We start from the raw sequence: 15,336 nt of genomic DNA on the forward strand, positions 1-15,336 counted from the left end.
TAACTCTATACTACCTAGCTCACTACCTAAGTGAAACAGTTTAAGAATCAACCTCAGACGATTAAAGTAAACATGAGAAAAGGAGAGCCAATGTACTAACAACAAAACAGTGATCCTTTCGAGCTTGGCAGAGCCAATCGCACCCCCAAACAACGGGACACGATTGCTCAAGCTCTGTCCCTCGGCTTGACTCGCGACTCTAACCATCGTGTAAACGCTTCACGGTCAAGCGATCCTGCTGCCAGAGACTGAATTGTTACCTCTTGTTCATCAACCGAAGCAACAATTTCCATATCATTGATCACGAGAAAAGTTTCCATCGCTGCATGACCAATTCTCTTATTGCCATCTACAAAAGGGTGATTCATCACAAGAGAGAACCCTAAAGTAGCAGCTTTGTCGATCAGAGTTGGATAAAGATCTGCTTCACCAAAGGTCATCCGAGGTTGAGCTAAAGCAGACTCCAGAAGTCCTAAATCTCGAATCCCCGCTGCTTGTTCTGATTGCTCAAGTATTTGACGATGTAACCTGACCACTCTATCTAACGTGAGATAACGAATCATGCTAAACGTCGGTACAATTCAGCGTTTTTCTTTACAACATAGCTTGCTGCTTCTTCAAATTCCCGTTCGCGCTCCGCCTCCCAAGCAGAGATCATGGTGGAAATGGTAGACACCAACCGCTCATTCGATTGTCGCAACAACTTGTATAAATTCTTACGGCGACGAATAGACGGAATTAGAAGCAGCAATCGAGTTAATAAGTTGGACTCCTCGATCTGCTCTAAAGTTGTCTGAGCATATTCAGCAAGCGACTTAAGTACCGCTCTGTCTTCATCTGAGAGGGAATTCCATTCTGGGCTGACATAAGAGATGATTGCATCAAGATAAGACGCTGTTTCCTCAGTAACATCAGCAAGTTCTTCACCTTCTTCAAACCAAGACTGCCTGAGGGATAGCAAAGCTCCTTTCTTTGGAAGAGCTTCGGAAAGACGTTGAAGGGCGTCAAAATCCAGGGTTAAAGCGTCCACAACCTGAATCACCTCGAATAAACTGCCAGACCTTATAGACTGAAGAATAACTTGTCAATTGTGACAAAGCTATTTTATCCCTTTCCTTCGGTCGCACGAAATGCCGAGGTTGACCTATGATCGCCCAACTTGACCGCCAAACCCAAGACCAATGCATTATTCAATCTGGACGCACTTGGGAGCAATTCAAGCTCATTCAAGCGGGCTTTGAAGATTCCCGTGGAGTCAGGCTGTTTTATTACAACCACACGATCGAGATTCTTATGCCTGGACGAGATCACGAGTTTTTTAGCCGATTCATCGGATTTCTGGTTGGCGTCTACTGCATGGACAAGGGCGTCGAATTTGAGCCATTGGGGTCAATGACTCAGGAGCAAGAAGGCGTCGTCTCTACCCAAGCGGACGAATCTTACACCTTTGGCAACTCGAAACCGACTCCAGATCTCGCCATCGAAATCACCTTCACTAGTGGCAACGCCAGCAAGCTAAATCGCTATGGAGCGCTGGGAGTTCCTGAAGTGTGGTTTTGGGAAGATGGCTTATTTAGTCTCTACCACTTGCGTTCATCCGGTTATGAGCAGATTGACCGCAGCGAAATCCCGGAACTGGCAGCCCTCGATATCGAATTGCTGACGCGGTGCGTTCTGATGGCGCAAACTTCAAGACTGGCTGCGATCGCAGAATTTCGGCAAGCGATTTCTAGCTCAGCGGATCGCTCGCAACAATCCGATTCCTGAGAACTAGCGCAAGAATCGTTCGCTGATTCAGGCAAATTTTGATGAGGACTATGATGGTTGGGCCAGAGTCTCAAAACGCACCGAACCGGGTTGAACCCCTCAAACTCAGCCGGGAAGACCACGAACAGCAACGTTGTCACTGCGGCGAATGCTTTGATCCAACGCTCGAACACTTCCCGCGAACGTTTCGCTGCACCTCCTGCTCTCAGGAAGTGCCTTGGTGTCGAGGCATGGATGACAACTATGCAGAACTGTGCGATCAGTGTGCCATCAATCTGATGAGTTTGGAGGGACTGCTCGATCGATAAGACATGAGCAACCCTCTAAACCGCCGCGATTTGGGAATCCTGAGCGCAAGTTCCTCCCCAATCGCCATGTTCACTCCACAGCAACAGACCCTCTTGGAAGCCATGCAAGCCCGTCGCTTCCTCGACTCGCTCCCTTCCCTGTCTATCAATAACGCAATCGTTATCATCTACGACCATAAACTCAACCTCTTCGCTCGTCATCCCAGCGTTGTGGATTGGGTTGTGACGCACCTGAAGCTGGTTAAGTATATGGCATGGCTCACGTGCGGCGTCCAGTCGATCGTCCTGCTCTGCTACGGGGAGATTGTGGACGAATTCGCTGTGCGGGATATAGCGCTCCGTGCATCATCGGGCCTTGGGAAACACGGGGCAGAAATGTTTGATTGCTAACAGATCAAGCGCGTCTGTCGGCACTCGCGGCGGCGGTGTGGCACAGAACTTCTTTGCTTGGGTGATTAGTTCATCTGAATTGGCGTTTGCCAGTTTCAGCACCAATTGAGTTTGCGGTGTCGCTTTGACTTGTTTTAGCTCTGAGATAAACGCCATCTCGCGGGTCAAATCCGATGGTGGGGAGACGTAGGCTGAAACCGGAGTCGATAGAACGATCGTCTCAATTAGGGCGAAGCAGAAGAGTTTGAAGTTCATTGGGTGTGTGGGGCAAAACTTTTGACTAGTGCAGTTCGGCGGAAATAATTCGACAGTTCATTGAGGTTTGGGTGGAAAGCCTTGAAACTTCCGATTGAATGGCTTTGCCATTGTGCAATTAAAGTACTGAATAAACGCCCGAATTTGCTGGTCAAGATCCAAGGTCGAAGTAAAGTTTCCTCGTCGGATCAGTCGCCGCACTAAGACACTAAACCAAACGTGAGTTCGGGTTAAGCCAAGTGCTGTGAAAGCCTGATATTAAGGGCTTTAGCCAAGTGGCTGGGCTACGAGCTATTCTCAATAAAGTTGACTATTGAGAATATTCGCATTTGTGAGACTTGTTGATAGAAGCTTTGCGTGCTGTGCTGAAATAAGGTACGAGAAACTATGGGTTCTAGCGATTTCTTATCCCGAACTCACGTTAAACCAACATTCAATTTGATTCAGCCAAGAGGTATGCTTTGGAACATAAACAAATCGAATGCGGTGAGTTGGATCGCTGAGGAAGGCGGCTCGCGATGCCATCGATTTGAGAATGCCAGACTTGCCCTTGATGCCCAAGTCAAGTGGGATTTCACAGCAAGCCGCGACCAAGCGCACCCAAGAAACCGATTGATGGGTATTAAGTTGATCTAGCACAAAAATCCAACCGTCGTCGGGTGCGGTTTCGATGGTACGGGCAACGTGATTCGCGAAGTCAAATTCTGTGCGGGTTGCACCGAGCGATGCGAGTCCAATGCCTCCTTGGGCGATCTGCCAGTTGGCAATCAAGCTCAAGGTTCCATGTCGGATGTATTCAAACTCTTGTCGTTGCACCTGAGCAGGACGCATCGGCTGAGTGGGAGCCGCCCGTTCTAATGCTTGAATCCCGGTCATCTCATCGGTGCTCACGACCCGGATGTTCTGGTCGTTGAGTGCTGAGGCTGACTGATACAACTCGCACACGGTTTTAACTTGTTGCTCGAAGGCGTCTGTATCCTCTGGACAAGCATTCAACCAGTAGCGGTTACGGTGCGGTTGTAAACTGGCCTCGCTTTAAAAAACGCTCCACACTGCGCGGGGAAATGCTCTCGACAATGCCCCGCCTGACTGCTTCATCCGCGAGTTCTCGCACACTCCACTCACTAATGGGTCGCCCACTCTGCTGCGGGTCTTCACACGCCAGTGCCACAATCTGCACCACTTGCTCAAGGCTAAATTGGCTCGGTGTCCCAGGTCGCGCCTCATCCCGGAACAGATCTAAAACAACCGCTCGAAGGCCGTTCTCTGCCTCGTTCGCTTCCGCATGGACAAGTCGGTCTTGGCTATTCAACCATCGCTGTCGCCACATCCGAACTTGGGCGCGATCCAATTGCAAGTGTTGAGTGATCTCGCTGTTCGTTTTGCCTTGGGCTGCTGCCAGGATAATCTGGGCCCGCCGTACCATTCGGTAGGGGTTCGTCGTCTGCCGAGCCAGTTGTTCTAGGCATTCTCGTTGTGCTGTGCTTAAAACAATCACACTCGCTTTTGGCGTTGGCATGGCAAAGTCACCTTCGATCTGGGGATCAACAGTCTGACCTTACACAAACTTTGTGCCAAGTTTACAAAACTGAAGGATTATTTTCGCTTTACTGCACTAGGATGCCCCACATTGCCGCCTCCGAGCAGAATTTCTGCTGCTGGTTTGGTTTTAAAAACAAAAGCTAAAATTTTTGGCTTCAATCAAGCGATCGCTGAAAGCGCACCTCCTTTCGATTAACCTTTCCTAAAACTGGGAGACTTCAACCTGTGACGATTAAGACTCAAGAAGTTGCAGCCAACAGAATCAAGAGCTTCAACTGGCGCGGAATTCATGTCGCGTTCGTCCCCTCGATCGGTTTTATTTTGCTTGAATCATTTCTGCCCGAAGACATACCCTTGTACTATGCTGCGCACGCTTAAGATGTATAGAAAAGCTCAGGGTGCAAGCACAGTAATACGGAATACAAGAGACGTTTTAGACCACCTTTAGATAGGCACCGCCTGTTTAGTCGAATTTAGTAAAGCCCCACTAACAATCAATCTTGAAAATGTCAGATCACCTATCTCAGACAAGCCTCAGTCGTCTCACCCTCAAGCAAGCGATCGCTGTGCTCGTCGAAGAGTACCAACTGTCAGAAGTTTTAGATCGCTTAGCAGAATTAGCCGATTTTAAGGCTCAGAACCCTGAGACCTCAGACAAGACTTCGAAGTGGCAAGAACTAGCCAGAACCTTGGAATCTGCTACTGAGCAGGCGAAAGCATTAGAGCTCGGACTCGATCACCTCAGAAGCGACTCGGATCACCTCTAGAGCCTCCTTCGACGACAAGCGACGAACGTCTTGAAGGATGTCGTTGAGAGGTCGCCCTGGTCCGGCGATTTGACGATCGTCAAGATAAGCTTCTAATTCCTCACGGGTCCAGCGATTGGCGATCGCGATTTTCTCCAGGTTTTCAAGTCGGGGGAAGTGATCGCCAATCATGTACTGCTGAAGGCTTCCGACGTTAATTTGAACCTTGCGAGCGAACTGGCGCTGCGACAAGTCGCCCCGCATCTGTTCTAAAAGTTTAATGAGTCTTCTTTGGCGCAGGTCCATTCACGTGGTTTTAAGTGCTAAGAGAGGTTCGAGATCTCTAGGTCCATTCACGTAATTCTAAGCTCTAAGAGGGCTTAGAAATCTCTACGAACACATTACCGTCAAAGCGCCAAAAACAACATTAAGCATTTCAATGTACGTGTTTTTGCCATTTCAATGTCTACATATTTGTCAAAAATGATTATTAGATACTTGTCAAAAATGATCATTAGATGGTCATTTCGTGCATAATGATCGTGCGTACCACTTAGCATCACTAAACCTATGCCTCGCTCAATAGCTTGTCGGCCCCTTTATGAGAGGGCGATCGAACTACACCAGACCGAAAAAATGAACGCGCCGCAGATTCTACGCGCACTAGACATGCAAGTTGGGCGAAATACTGTCTATCGATGGATAAGGCAATGGAAAGCAGAGCAAGAAGCGCAAGCTGCTCAGAAGCTTTGCCCCAACAGCAAAGAAGCCGCTTAGCTGGACACTAAGCGACTTTCACATGTTGAATCCTAGTTTCTTCTAATTTCCAAAACCGAAACTCTTTAGCTGGACACTAAGTTGTTTCAACAAACCGCTAACAGCCATCTGGCTCTCGTGGTGAATAGCTCAAACCAAAAGGCGCTCAATTCAATGAATTGCAAGCGTCCCGCAGGCTTTTGTGTGCCTTTATTTTACCGATGAATGTGCTTCATGTCTATGCGAGAGCATGAAGTGCTTAATCCAACAAGTGGCGAATCTACCGAAACAGGTAGGAAAAAGTGAACCTATCGCTTCGCTTTCGACTCTGCAAAACGCCTCAACGCTTCCCCTGCCCAATGTTCCGTCCCCGTATCACGACCCTACGGAGTATCCAACTTTATGAAATTTTCTTCAAACGACTTCTTCCCCCATACCAAATTCACCCAGCCGTTGCTGCCCTACGAAGTGCGCGGCTCGAATCAAAGTTCGCTCGCCTGCTCTGCCTCAGATCCTGGCACGGCGATCGACCAGTTTCTAATCTGCTTTGCTTCAAGCCCAGGCGCGGCGATCGGCCAGTTTAGCGAAGCTTTTCCTGATGAAGAGTTCTCTTCGATCCAATGTTTGCAGCTCCAAGCTCAGCAAGAGAATGTTTGGCGCGGTCATTGGGTCGCCACCACCGAAGGCGATCGGGTGATGATCCTGCGATCGCGGCTCATCAATAAAACTCCTCACTACGAAACCAGTTTGGAGGTGGGTGCGTGGTTCCCAGCGTCTGAATTTGCACAAGTGATGGAGGCAGTAGCAGCATGATTCAGGAATTACTTCAAAAATGGGCAGCACTCGAACCCAGTCGCTGCTGCCGTGACGGGAATGACTACAGACTGCTGGATGACGGCAGGTATCACTACATTCCGCCACACCCCACCTTTAGCGATTATCTAGCCCTCCTGCAACATGCCGTGCAAGCTGCGATCTCATCTCGCGGCTCGCGGATGCAACTTGAAAACAGTCTCGACGGGTGGAAAGTTGTCCTGTTGCATCCAGATGTAGTTGGTGCGCCGATCCTTAGTCTAGGCAAAGAGGCTGCGATCGCGCTGCTGACTGCTTATGTGAACTGGCTTGAGAAGAATCAGGAGGTGCGATCGTGAGCACTCGAAACCCACGACAAACCACGATCGGCGACTGGACTGGCAAACACTTCTTTGCAGCAACAGAACTGGCAAAACTTCCAGGAATGCCCCAAACAGCCGCAGAGATTGAGAAGCTGGCACAGCAGCAGGGGTGGAGAGTTCGACCCTACGCGGGAACGCCTGAATACTACTTTGGGGATTTCCCCAGAGCAACGAAAGAATACTTCCTGACACGTCAGGCAGCGAACCAGCCGGAGGTGACGGCATGAGCTTAACGCTGCAATCCCCTCAGCATCGCGTCAGCTCTCACAAGCGCCGGTGCTCCCTCTGTAGGAAGCAATTCAAAGGAGCCTCAATTTTGTTTTACATGCAAGAGTCGCCTCGACTTCAAGAGTGGTGTAAGGAGTGTCAGAACGTGAGTTTGAGCCAAAAAAGTGGGGGCAGCAAATGAACTTACCTGCCCCCCTAAAACAACAACAAAATTCAAATTCACGATACAACACTGAGCATATCGAAACCAAGCACAGAGATGAATGGGTCATTGGCAGTGGAGTAGAGGCGGACATCGTTGCGCTTAACATTGAAAGTTTTGTTGGTGAAACCGTTTACGAGCTGCTGCTGGGTGACTCAATGGAGAAGCGGGGCGGACATGCCAGCCAGTATGTCACCGCAGAAACAGGCCGCGATTTTAGAAAGTATGAACTCCTAACGAAAGGCGGCTGGTGGTGCAGTGGACTAGATCCGCTCAAGAACTGGGAGCCGATGGCGTGGGGGCAATTTAAGGGTGATTTCCCACGATTTAGCGACGAAAAACCGGGAGAGTTCGTTAAGTATGATGCTCCGAAGCGAGTGCCATTAGGAGCGCATTATCTACGAGTGCCGCTTCACATCTGGCTTAACGTTGCAGAGCGTTACCGCATCGCCATGCCGACCAACATCCCCATTTCAGAGCGCGGCGAAGCCATCGGCTTTTGGGAATGGGTCAGAGTCAAGAATGTTCCGGTCACACTTACTGAAGGAGCCAAGAAAGCCGGATGTTTGCTCAGTTTGGGCTATGCCGCGATCGGGTGTAGTGGTGTCGGTACGGTAGTTCAGGAAAATGATGAACGCAAGGTTCGGTTGCTCAAACCGCTTCTACGTCCCTGCTTCCAACCCTTTGCAACCGAAGGGCGAGAATGGCTGATTTGCTTCGACTACGATCAGAAGCTCAAAACTCGCCGCACCGTCAATAAGCAGATCGACAAAATCTATTGGCACCTGATTCAGAACTATCGGTGTGAGCCGAAAATTTGCCGTCTCCCTGGTCCTCAGAAGGGCGTCGATGATTTTGTCGTAGCGCAAGGGGCGGCGGCATTAGAGCCGGTGTTTGCCAGCGCTCGCACCCTAGAAGAGGATCGAATCCGCCACTACTCCGGTCTCAGCTTTCCGGTCGCGATGCCACTGGATCAGCGCTATGTCAGCGATATTGATATTCCCGACGGCGAGAAGCTTGTATTCGTACGGTCGCCCAAGAATACGGGTAAATCGACGCTATTAAAGAAAGTTCAAGGCAAGGCACAAGACCGCGACGTTCCGGTTCCGATCCTGGTCCTGACCCACCGTGTCCAGCTTGGACAAGCCACCTGCCACCCCGAAAAGCTCGCCCTGCCCTTTGCCTCTGAAGCACGAGATATGCAAGAAGGACGGCTGTTTGGGTGTGGGATGTGCGTGGATTCGATGCATCCAAACTCAGGGATGAGATTTGATGCTGACAACTGGTACAGCGACGGCAATGTCATTCTCGTCCTAGATGAAGTTGAACAGTTTATTAAGCATTTACTGTTCGCCTCAACAGAGGTAAGCCGTTACCGCACGCCCATCCTGAAAGAATTCCAGAAGCTGATCAAAAATATTTTGGAGTCCGACCACGGCAAAATCATTGGTCTCGATGCCGATCTGTGCGACCTCAGCATCAATTTCATTCGCGGCATGGCTGAAACCTCCATTGCGCCGTGGATTGTCGAAAACCATTGGAAGCCGAACGATGAGCAGGCATGGACGGTCTACGAATACGACCAAACCACGCCGAAGGCATGGCTCAGCAGTTTGTTTAACAAGTTAGAGGATGGTCCCGGATTCATCTTCACCGAGTCTCAAAAATCGTCCTCCACTTGGTCCACAACAAACCTCGAAACGGTTTTACAGGCTCAATTCCCAGATAAGAAGATTCTGCGAATTGATGCCTATACCGTTGCTGACCCCAAGCATCCCGCCTACCGCTGCGTAGCAGATATCAACAAGATTATTGCGGACTACGATATTGTGCTGGCCAGCCCGACGATCGGGACCGGAGTCTCAATCGATATCCGTGGGCACTTCAAGAGCGTCTGGGGCTGCTTTTGGGGCGTAGGTGACTCGGATTGTGCTCGTCAAGCGCTGTCCCGAGTGAGAGAACCTGTGGAGCGGCATGTGTGGGCAAAATCAAACGGCGTCAGAAAAATTGCTCGCGGGGAAACGTCGCTCTACACGCTGCTGCACAATGAGGAGGTGCTAACCGAGCAGGCCGTGAAGCGAATTCTCGCCACGACGGAGAGCTTCAGCGCGGATGAGGGTTTCTCTCATAACGACACCGCGTTCAATACGTGGGGCAAGATTGCGGTGATTCATAATTTTGATTCTCGCCGTTACAGAACCAACATTCTTCAGGGATTGGAGCAAGAAGGGCACGTGATCGAATGGGGCTATCAGTGCCTCGATGACGCGGAACTCTATGAAGCGCTGACTAAAGCGCGGGATGCAAAGACGGACTTAGAGGATGAATCGATCGTCAATGCGGACGACATCACCGACAGCAAGGCTGAGGAGTTGAGCCGTAAGAAAGAGAAGTCTCCTGAAGACTGGTTCACGGAGCGCAAACACGAGCTGCAAAAGAAATATCTAATTCCAATCGATAAACCTCTGATTGAGCGCGATCGGGATAAATGGTTCAGCCAAATCCGATTGCACTACTTCGCGACCGTCGGCGAGCCCTTCTTGATGGATCGGGACCGCAACATCTTTGAGGGCTTGCTGCAAAATGGGCAGCTCTGGAAGCCGACGCTCAACCGCAGCGTGCTGGTCTTGCAGGTCGCTTGCCTGAAGTATCTCAAGGTTCTGGAACTGCTTCATCCCAAGCGAGCGGCGAAAGGATACCGCAATACCGATCGAGATTTGATCGAATTGGCACAAGCCGCGATCTCGAACCGTAAGCAGCTCAACCCAATTTTGAGCGCCACGATCGGCGACAAGATGACCCCGATCAAGGTGCTCAAGGTGCTCGTGGGCAAGCTAGGGCTGACCTTAAGCCGCATGGGTCAAGAAGGCGGTAGGGGCAAGGGCAATCGGCAGTGGGTGTACAGCTACGAATCGCCCAAAGACGCACGAGAAAAGGTGTTTGCCAAGTGGCTAGAGCGTGACGCGCTAAGTCGGAGTGAGTCCGCCGTGCACACAAATTCTATATATCTAGATAGTAAGGGTGATGTGCATGGGGAGGTAGCCGCATGAACAGCCTTCCAGATTGGGTAAAACCCAACGCCGTCGCACTCCATCGCTCCGGCACCCTCTTCACCATTCAAGGGGTCAAAAAAGTTCGAAATAAGGACAGCTATTTCCTGAATCCGTGGGCAACTGGCAGCGGGGTTACGTTCCCGCTTTGCGAGTGCCAAGCCGCGACGCCCGAACTGGTGCCCGATCAAGCCATGTATCTCAGCCCAAACGGGCATCACCTGAAGGTCTATCGCATCCCCATCGGATTTGCCGTGTCTGGCGGTAAGCGGCGGTGGGGAGTGGCCTTGCCTCAAGAGAATGGGCTGGCAGCGGCACAATCCTTAGCTCAAGCGTTCAGTGGTGAAATCGTGGAGGTGGACAATGACAAGTGGTGAACAAATTGGATTGCTCGATCACGTTGTGCCGCTCGAACAAACCGTTTCGGCGGCTCCTTCCATCAAGCTTAGGGACTGGGTGAAAGTTGTGAGAGTTGAGAAGCTGCCCAAACCTTGCTCGGGCAGATTGGGATTGTCTCCTTGATGATCACCGCCGATATTGCTCAAATTGAAATTAAAGGGCAAGCCTGGGTGCTGGGAACAGCGCAACTTGAGTTCGTTCCGGCTCCACAACCTACCAGCCCCTCTGGATTAGATTTGTGGCATAAGGCGATCAAACATCACGCCACTCGCATTGTTTCAAAGCTGGCATCTAGCCCCAACGCCAGCCGATATCGCTCAGTCATCGAAGACTTGGGAGGCAAACCATGACACTTCAAGGCACGCAATTGGAGCTAATTGACGAGAGAACGCTAACCTTGCCCGTTGAGTTTTATCCCAACTTTCTATCTGGCAATGAAGCGGATCGATTGTTTGAGCAGAGCCAACAACTGCAATGGCAGCAGAACAAAATTCGCATGTTGGGTAAGTGGATGGACGTGCCCCGCTTAGAAGCCATCTACGGCGATGAAGGGTGCGATTACCTCTACAGCAAAACAGTTTTGCTTCAGCCACTGCCCTGGGCAGATTGTTTGCAACAGCTCAGAGAAAAGATTGAGAATCACACGGGCTGTCGTTACCACATTGTCATCGGCAACCGTTACCGCAATGGCAAGGACTCCATTGGGTGGCACGCCGATAAAGAATCAACGATGGGTGAGAAGCCCGCGATCGCATCCATATCACTTGGAGCCACACGCCGATTCAGTATTAAGCCCAAGGGAAGCCGGGGCGAGACACAGCATTTTGAGCTAGAGCATGGGTCGCTGATTTTCATGCGTCCTGGCTGTCAATCGACTCACGTTCATCAAGTTTCAAAAACAGCTAAACCCGTGGGAGAGCGCATCAACTGGACATTTAGACCGCACGTTAAAGGAAGCGATGAGCACTAATCCATTTACAGGCGAGATCATTGGCGAGCGGGTGGAACCGAATCCGCCCACGGATTGGACGGTCAAGCGGCAGGTCCAAGAATATTTCGAGGAGAACAATTCAGCTTCGGAGGCTGGCAAAGTCGATCGGGGCTGCTATGCCTCCACAATTGCCAGGGAAATGAACCTCAAATGGGCAGATGTGACAAAGGCTTTGGAAGAGTTGCACAAAGAGGTTTTTTTGACGCGATCGAAGAACCACACGTATCGGAGGAGCCAGAAACGCTAATGGCAACGCAAAATTACACTTGGATCAACAAATATGAAGTAGCCAAGCTGCTCAATATCCACTGGAAAACGGCTGGGGGTTGGAGATTAAGCGGCGAGGCTGGATGGATTGAGGGGATTCACTACCAACAGGTGGGTAGGCAATTTCTCTACAACAAAGAGCTGCTCGAAGACTGGATTGCCCATCGCAATGATCCCAATGGGCATCTAGCCGCGATCGAGGCATATCAAGCGACCCTGAAATCGAATCAATCCAAGCGGAGGAGGGCAAGCTAATCACTCAACACATCCGGCAACGAGGATCGATCGCCCACCTCACTCAGATAGTTTCTAAATAGCGTTCGCGGGTCATGTCCCAACATGCGGGCGATTTTGGCAGGATTCTCGCCATACTCGAAAATCGATAGCGACGCTATGGTGTGACGGGAATTGTAGGGGCGGCGATAATCAATCCCGGCCTTGCCTAACACTTCTTTCCACGCCCGCTTTGCAAAGTTGCGAGGATTAATAGTTTTACCCCGACGAGACGGAAACACAGCATCATCCGGTTTAGCATTGAGAGGTTTGCGGCGCTTCAGCAGCTCCTGTACTCGCTCGGGGAGGATAAAATCTCGTGATTCATTGGTTTTAGTCGCCTTGCGATCGCCGTCAACTGTCACCGATTCCCCGATCCAAATCGCTGAGCAGTCATCCGAGAGATGCTTCCACTGCAGCGCAACCGCTTCCCCAGTCCGGCAGCCGATACTCAGAAAGAACTCCACAAAATCAGCGTAGTAGGTGTACTCTGGATCGACTCGAAACCCTTGCACGATCGCTCTGACCTCTGCTTTAGAAAACGGTTTCGACTTCTGTTTGGGAGGCACTTTGAAGGTGCGAACCACTTCACCCCAAGGGTTGGAAGCTACGAGCTTCCGCTTCACGCCCCACTCCCAGCAGGCAGAAACCAGCGTTAACTTATCGAACACCGTAATCGGCTGAAGCTTTTCTGATTTCAGCAGCCAATCTCTAAACTCAACTGCCTCAGTCTCCCCAAGGCTGACGGCAGTTTTTTGTTTGAAGAATTTTTCTAGATGATTTGATAACCCTCTGTATTTGATCAGAGTGGTTTTATATACATATTGTTTTTTATATTCAATAAACCGTTTAAACATCTCCCCAATAGAAATACGAGAGGTTGGGAGACTAGAACGGTATTTCTCCAAGGTGGGATCAAACCCGTCATGGGCTAAGTCTCGCTCGATCAGCTTTGCCTTGAGTTCTGCCACTTTTCGATTGGTCAGATTGTCAGGCAGCCCAATCGCCATTTCATATCGCTCTCCATTCCCTCCAAGCTCCTCGCTCCACGTCCAGCGCAGAGTTAAGCGTCCTTTTGCAACTCGTACCGTTACCGTTCCTTTCGCTGACTTCGGCATTGGGATCTAACCTCAGTTGGGAGAAATCGAGCCTAATCGTCCCCCAATTTCACCCCAATAATTGCTACAGATTGTTCCAGAACACTCCAGATTGCTCCAGATTTGCACCGATAGTGGTCGTGGTTAGATGCCCCTTTAAAACTTAGAAACCCTCTCTATGAGAGGGTTTCTATCTATCGGAGCGACAGGATTTGAACCTGCGACCCCTACTACCCCAAAGTAGTGCGCTACCAAGCTGCGCTACGCCCCGATGCCTTTTCTGTGTAATTCCTATGCAGGTTCCAGATTCAGAATACCACTTTCAAGAGCGGTGAAAAGTGGTAATACCAATTTCAGGCACCAACTTTCCGGTGCTCTCTTGGGTGGCATACCCTATAATACCATATTAAAAACGGCATAGTGCCGTAGGAATCAGGGCGAACGCATCTTAAATCTTAAAAGTGGGTAAGCAGGAAACCTAGCGTTTCGGGTGTTCATGCGGGAAGATCAACTCAACCCGATGAGCCACAAGCGATGAAACTAAAACCGAAAGGCAAGAGACTTCTTGCAAAAGTCAGGGAGCTACTTCTAGAGTCGATTTGTTCTTGAGTGCTAATTCGTAGTTGTACAGTCCTGCCATCAAGTTGAAGCGTAAGCCAAATCGCTTTCGCCGATTCCGGTATCGCTCTGACAAGATGCGCCAGATTTTGAGGCGACGGTTACCCAAAAGGGAACTTGCTTCGCAAATGACGTGCTCGGCAACGATTCGTCGTTGCGCTAAGGTGCGGTTGTGGCCGCGGTCAGCTTTGTCCAAGGTTGCCTGTTTCGGCTTCTTTTTTGGGGTCTGGCTGTTTGCATGAAGTTTGAGAACGCCTTGGTAGCCCTTGTCAGCTAGCAGTTGAATGTCAGCACGCAGCGGTAGACGGCTTTGCTTAAAGACCCGAAAATCATGACTTCTGCCCTTAGCATGAGCGGCACAGATAATCGCTCCGGTGACTTGGTCAACCACTACTTGGGATTTGAGCGTGTGCCGCTTCTTCTTACCGGAGTAGAATTGTCGCTGTTTTTTTAGGACGTTCCACAAGGGTTTCCGTCACATCGACGACCAGCACTTTGATCTCCGAGTCGGCGGCATGGAGTTTCTTCTTTCCAGGCAACGCAAACCGTCCCGACTCAATCAGCGCCGTTTCGACTGCCCGAATGGTTCGATGGGCCGTTGATTCATCCACTCCCCACGATTGAGCAATATGAAAGTAGGTGCGGTATTCTCGCCAATATTGCAGCGTCATCAGGAGTTGGTTCGCGATACTCAACTTCGACGCTCTACCTGATTTGCGCTTCTGTTGCGCTTTTGCGTCTAGCACCCTTACCATTTCGCTAAATGTTTCCGGACGCACCCCGCATAGTCGTTTGAATGCTTCGGGTTTGAGGTCTTGGACTTGTTCGTAGGTCATTAGCTTTGCCTCCTTGACCTACTTGTACTGATTTTTTAGACTTTTGCAAGAAGTCTAGTCTACAAATGAACCTACTGTCCGAGCAGAAGATTGCCAAACTGATTGAGTTGATGGAAGAACTGCGTCGTGACTTGCCGAATGTGAAAGACCGACATGATCCTGAATCAGAGGTGTTGCGACACTCGACTGACCCTCACTTGATTGTGGATCTGCTGGAAGAGAGACTGGAAGAAGAGTTAGCAGAGCTGCAGGAGCAGGAAAACGCTGGTCAAACTTCTACATGAAGCAGAATCAAGTTTCTAGATTAACGTGACCTTAGCTACTACCCGTGCAATTTGTGTAGAGATAATTCTTGATGTTGCCACGGTCAGCACCGGGGGAGAGGTGTTGAGCGACAATCATATTGGCCCAATCGACGATTGCATTGCCCATCCCA

24 protein-coding genes and 1 tRNA gene are annotated in these 15,336 nt (G+C 50.2%); 15 read left to right on the forward strand and 10 right to left on the reverse strand.

Annotated features, from left to right (window positions below):
* Positions 1-167: 167 nt before the first annotated feature.
* Positions 168-563 (reverse strand): type II toxin-antitoxin system death-on-curing family toxin, encoded by a 396-nt coding sequence (locus AC5JLB_RS01695; protein ID WP_495872127.1) that lies wholly within the window; start codon positions 561-563, stop codon positions 168-170.
* Positions 560-1,030: a hypothetical protein gene (locus AC5JLB_RS01700; protein ID WP_495872128.1), complete on the reverse strand. Its 471-nt coding sequence runs from the start codon at positions 1,028-1,030 to the stop codon at positions 560-562. Before AC5JLB_RS01700 ends, AC5JLB_RS01695 begins: the two co-directional genes overlap by 4 nt.
* Before the next feature lie 116 nt (positions 1,031-1,146).
* Between AC5JLB_RS01700 and AC5JLB_RS01705 the strand changes: the two genes are divergently transcribed.
* Positions 1,147-1,767, forward strand: coding sequence for a Uma2 family endonuclease (locus AC5JLB_RS01705; protein ID WP_495872129.1), 621 nt, complete (start codon positions 1,147-1,149; stop codon positions 1,765-1,767).
* Between the two features lie 41 nt (positions 1,768-1,808).
* A complete protein-coding gene (locus AC5JLB_RS01710) occupies positions 1,809-2,075 on the forward strand; it encodes a hypothetical protein (RefSeq protein WP_495872130.1) in 267 nt (88 codons plus the stop codon).
* 15 nt (positions 2,076-2,090) lie between these two features.
* Here AC5JLB_RS01710 and AC5JLB_RS01715 read toward each other — a convergent pair whose 3' ends face one another.
* The 4 genes from AC5JLB_RS01715 to AC5JLB_RS01730 form a co-directional block, all read right to left on the reverse strand.
* Complete coding sequence (locus AC5JLB_RS01715; RefSeq protein ID WP_495872131.1) at positions 2,091-2,276, reverse strand: hypothetical protein; 186 nt, start codon at positions 2,274-2,276, stop codon at positions 2,091-2,093.
* Positions 2,277-2,420: 144 nt separating this feature from the next.
* A complete protein-coding gene (locus AC5JLB_RS01720) occupies positions 2,421-2,720 on the reverse strand; it encodes a hypothetical protein (protein WP_495872132.1) in 300 nt (99 codons plus the stop codon).
* Positions 2,721-3,125: 405 nt separating this feature from the next.
* Positions 3,126-3,716, reverse strand: coding sequence for a transposase (locus tag AC5JLB_RS01725; protein ID WP_495872133.1), 591 nt, complete (start codon positions 3,714-3,716; stop codon positions 3,126-3,128).
* Between the two features lie 10 nt (positions 3,717-3,726).
* Positions 3,727-4,239 carry a helix-turn-helix domain-containing protein gene (locus AC5JLB_RS01730; RefSeq protein WP_495872134.1) on the reverse strand — a complete coding sequence of 171 codons (513 nt, stop codon included), beginning with the start codon at positions 4,237-4,239 and terminating at the stop codon, positions 3,727-3,729.
* A 529-nt stretch (positions 4,240-4,768) separates the two neighbouring features.
* Between AC5JLB_RS01730 and AC5JLB_RS01735 the strand changes: the two genes are divergently transcribed.
* Positions 4,769-5,029: a hypothetical protein gene (locus AC5JLB_RS01735; RefSeq protein ID WP_495872135.1), complete on the forward strand. Its 261-nt coding sequence runs from the start codon at positions 4,769-4,771 to the stop codon at positions 5,027-5,029.
* On the opposite strand, the gene AC5JLB_RS01740 is transcribed toward AC5JLB_RS01735, so the two are convergent.
* A complete protein-coding gene (locus tag AC5JLB_RS01740) occupies positions 4,982-5,314 on the reverse strand; it encodes a helix-turn-helix domain-containing protein (RefSeq protein ID WP_495872136.1) in 333 nt (110 codons plus the stop codon). The genes AC5JLB_RS01735 and AC5JLB_RS01740 overlap by 48 nt on opposite strands.
* Before the next feature lie 264 nt (positions 5,315-5,578).
* Here AC5JLB_RS01740 and AC5JLB_RS01745 point away from each other — a divergent pair, with 264 nt between their 5' ends.
* From AC5JLB_RS01745 to AC5JLB_RS01795, 11 genes are all read left to right on the forward strand, one after another.
* On the forward strand, positions 5,579-5,785 hold the full coding sequence (locus AC5JLB_RS01745; RefSeq protein WP_495872137.1) for a helix-turn-helix domain-containing protein: 207 nt from the start codon (positions 5,579-5,581) through the stop codon (positions 5,783-5,785).
* 381 nt (positions 5,786-6,166) lie between these two features.
* Positions 6,167-6,577: a hypothetical protein gene (locus AC5JLB_RS01750; protein ID WP_495872138.1), complete on the forward strand. Its 411-nt coding sequence runs from the start codon at positions 6,167-6,169 to the stop codon at positions 6,575-6,577.
* Complete coding sequence (locus tag AC5JLB_RS01755; RefSeq protein WP_495872139.1) at positions 6,574-6,915, forward strand: hypothetical protein; 342 nt, start codon at positions 6,574-6,576, stop codon at positions 6,913-6,915. Before AC5JLB_RS01750 ends, AC5JLB_RS01755 begins: the two co-directional genes overlap by 4 nt.
* Complete coding sequence (locus AC5JLB_RS01760) at positions 6,912-7,166, forward strand: DNA-binding protein (protein WP_495872140.1); 255 nt, start codon at positions 6,912-6,914, stop codon at positions 7,164-7,166. Before AC5JLB_RS01755 ends, AC5JLB_RS01760 begins: the two co-directional genes overlap by 4 nt.
* A gap of 178 nt (positions 7,167-7,344) precedes the next feature.
* Entirely contained in the window at positions 7,345-10,419 is a 3,075-nt protein-coding gene (locus AC5JLB_RS01765) for a plasmid replication protein, CyRepA1 family (RefSeq protein WP_495872141.1), read from the forward strand.
* Entirely contained in the window at positions 10,416-10,796 is a 381-nt protein-coding gene (locus tag AC5JLB_RS01770) for a hypothetical protein (protein ID WP_495872142.1), read from the forward strand. Before AC5JLB_RS01765 ends, AC5JLB_RS01770 begins: the two co-directional genes overlap by 4 nt.
* The gene (locus AC5JLB_RS01775; RefSeq protein ID WP_495872143.1) at positions 10,783-10,941 is read left to right on the forward strand and encodes a hypothetical protein; all 159 of its coding nucleotides are present in this window, start codon (positions 10,783-10,785) and stop codon (positions 10,939-10,941) included. Before AC5JLB_RS01770 ends, AC5JLB_RS01775 begins: the two co-directional genes overlap by 14 nt.
* Positions 10,941-11,168, forward strand: coding sequence for a hypothetical protein (locus tag AC5JLB_RS01780; RefSeq protein ID WP_495872144.1), 228 nt, complete (start codon positions 10,941-10,943; stop codon positions 11,166-11,168). The genes AC5JLB_RS01775 and AC5JLB_RS01780 overlap by 1 nt, the downstream gene beginning before the upstream one ends.
* Positions 11,165-11,788 (forward strand): alpha-ketoglutarate-dependent dioxygenase AlkB family protein, encoded by a 624-nt coding sequence (locus AC5JLB_RS01785; protein WP_495872145.1) that lies wholly within the window; start codon positions 11,165-11,167, stop codon positions 11,786-11,788. The genes AC5JLB_RS01780 and AC5JLB_RS01785 overlap by 4 nt, the downstream gene beginning before the upstream one ends.
* Entirely contained in the window at positions 11,778-12,056 is a 279-nt protein-coding gene (locus AC5JLB_RS01790) for a hypothetical protein (protein ID WP_495872146.1), read from the forward strand. The genes AC5JLB_RS01785 and AC5JLB_RS01790 overlap by 11 nt, the downstream gene beginning before the upstream one ends.
* On the forward strand, positions 12,056-12,331 hold the full coding sequence (locus AC5JLB_RS01795) for a helix-turn-helix domain-containing protein (protein WP_495872147.1): 276 nt from the start codon (positions 12,056-12,058) through the stop codon (positions 12,329-12,331). Before AC5JLB_RS01790 ends, AC5JLB_RS01795 begins: the two co-directional genes overlap by 1 nt.
* Here AC5JLB_RS01795 and AC5JLB_RS01800 read toward each other — a convergent pair.
* The 3 genes from AC5JLB_RS01800 to AC5JLB_RS01810 form a co-directional block, all read right to left on the reverse strand.
* Positions 12,328-13,467: a tyrosine-type recombinase/integrase gene (locus AC5JLB_RS01800; RefSeq protein ID WP_495872148.1), complete on the reverse strand. Its 1,140-nt coding sequence runs from the start codon at positions 13,465-13,467 to the stop codon at positions 12,328-12,330. The genes AC5JLB_RS01795 and AC5JLB_RS01800 overlap by 4 nt on opposite strands.
* Positions 13,468-13,643: 176 nt before the next feature.
* Positions 13,644-13,717, reverse strand: a tRNA-Pro gene (locus AC5JLB_RS01805).
* 303 nt (positions 13,718-14,020) lie between these two features.
* A protein-coding gene (locus tag AC5JLB_RS01810) for an IS5 family transposase (RefSeq protein WP_495872149.1) occupies positions 14,021-14,900 on the reverse strand; the annotation gives its coding sequence in 2 pieces (ribosomal slippage) (positions 14,021-14,516 and positions 14,515-14,900; 882 coding nt in all).
* Positions 14,901-14,965: 65 nt separating this feature from the next.
* Here AC5JLB_RS01810 and AC5JLB_RS01815 point away from each other — a divergent pair.
* Complete coding sequence (locus AC5JLB_RS01815; RefSeq protein ID WP_495872150.1) at positions 14,966-15,184, forward strand: hypothetical protein; 219 nt, start codon at positions 14,966-14,968, stop codon at positions 15,182-15,184.
* The last annotated feature ends 152 nt before the right edge of the window (positions 15,185-15,336 follow it).

The sequence above is a fragment of the Myxacorys chilensis genome (genome assembly GCF_059505265.1).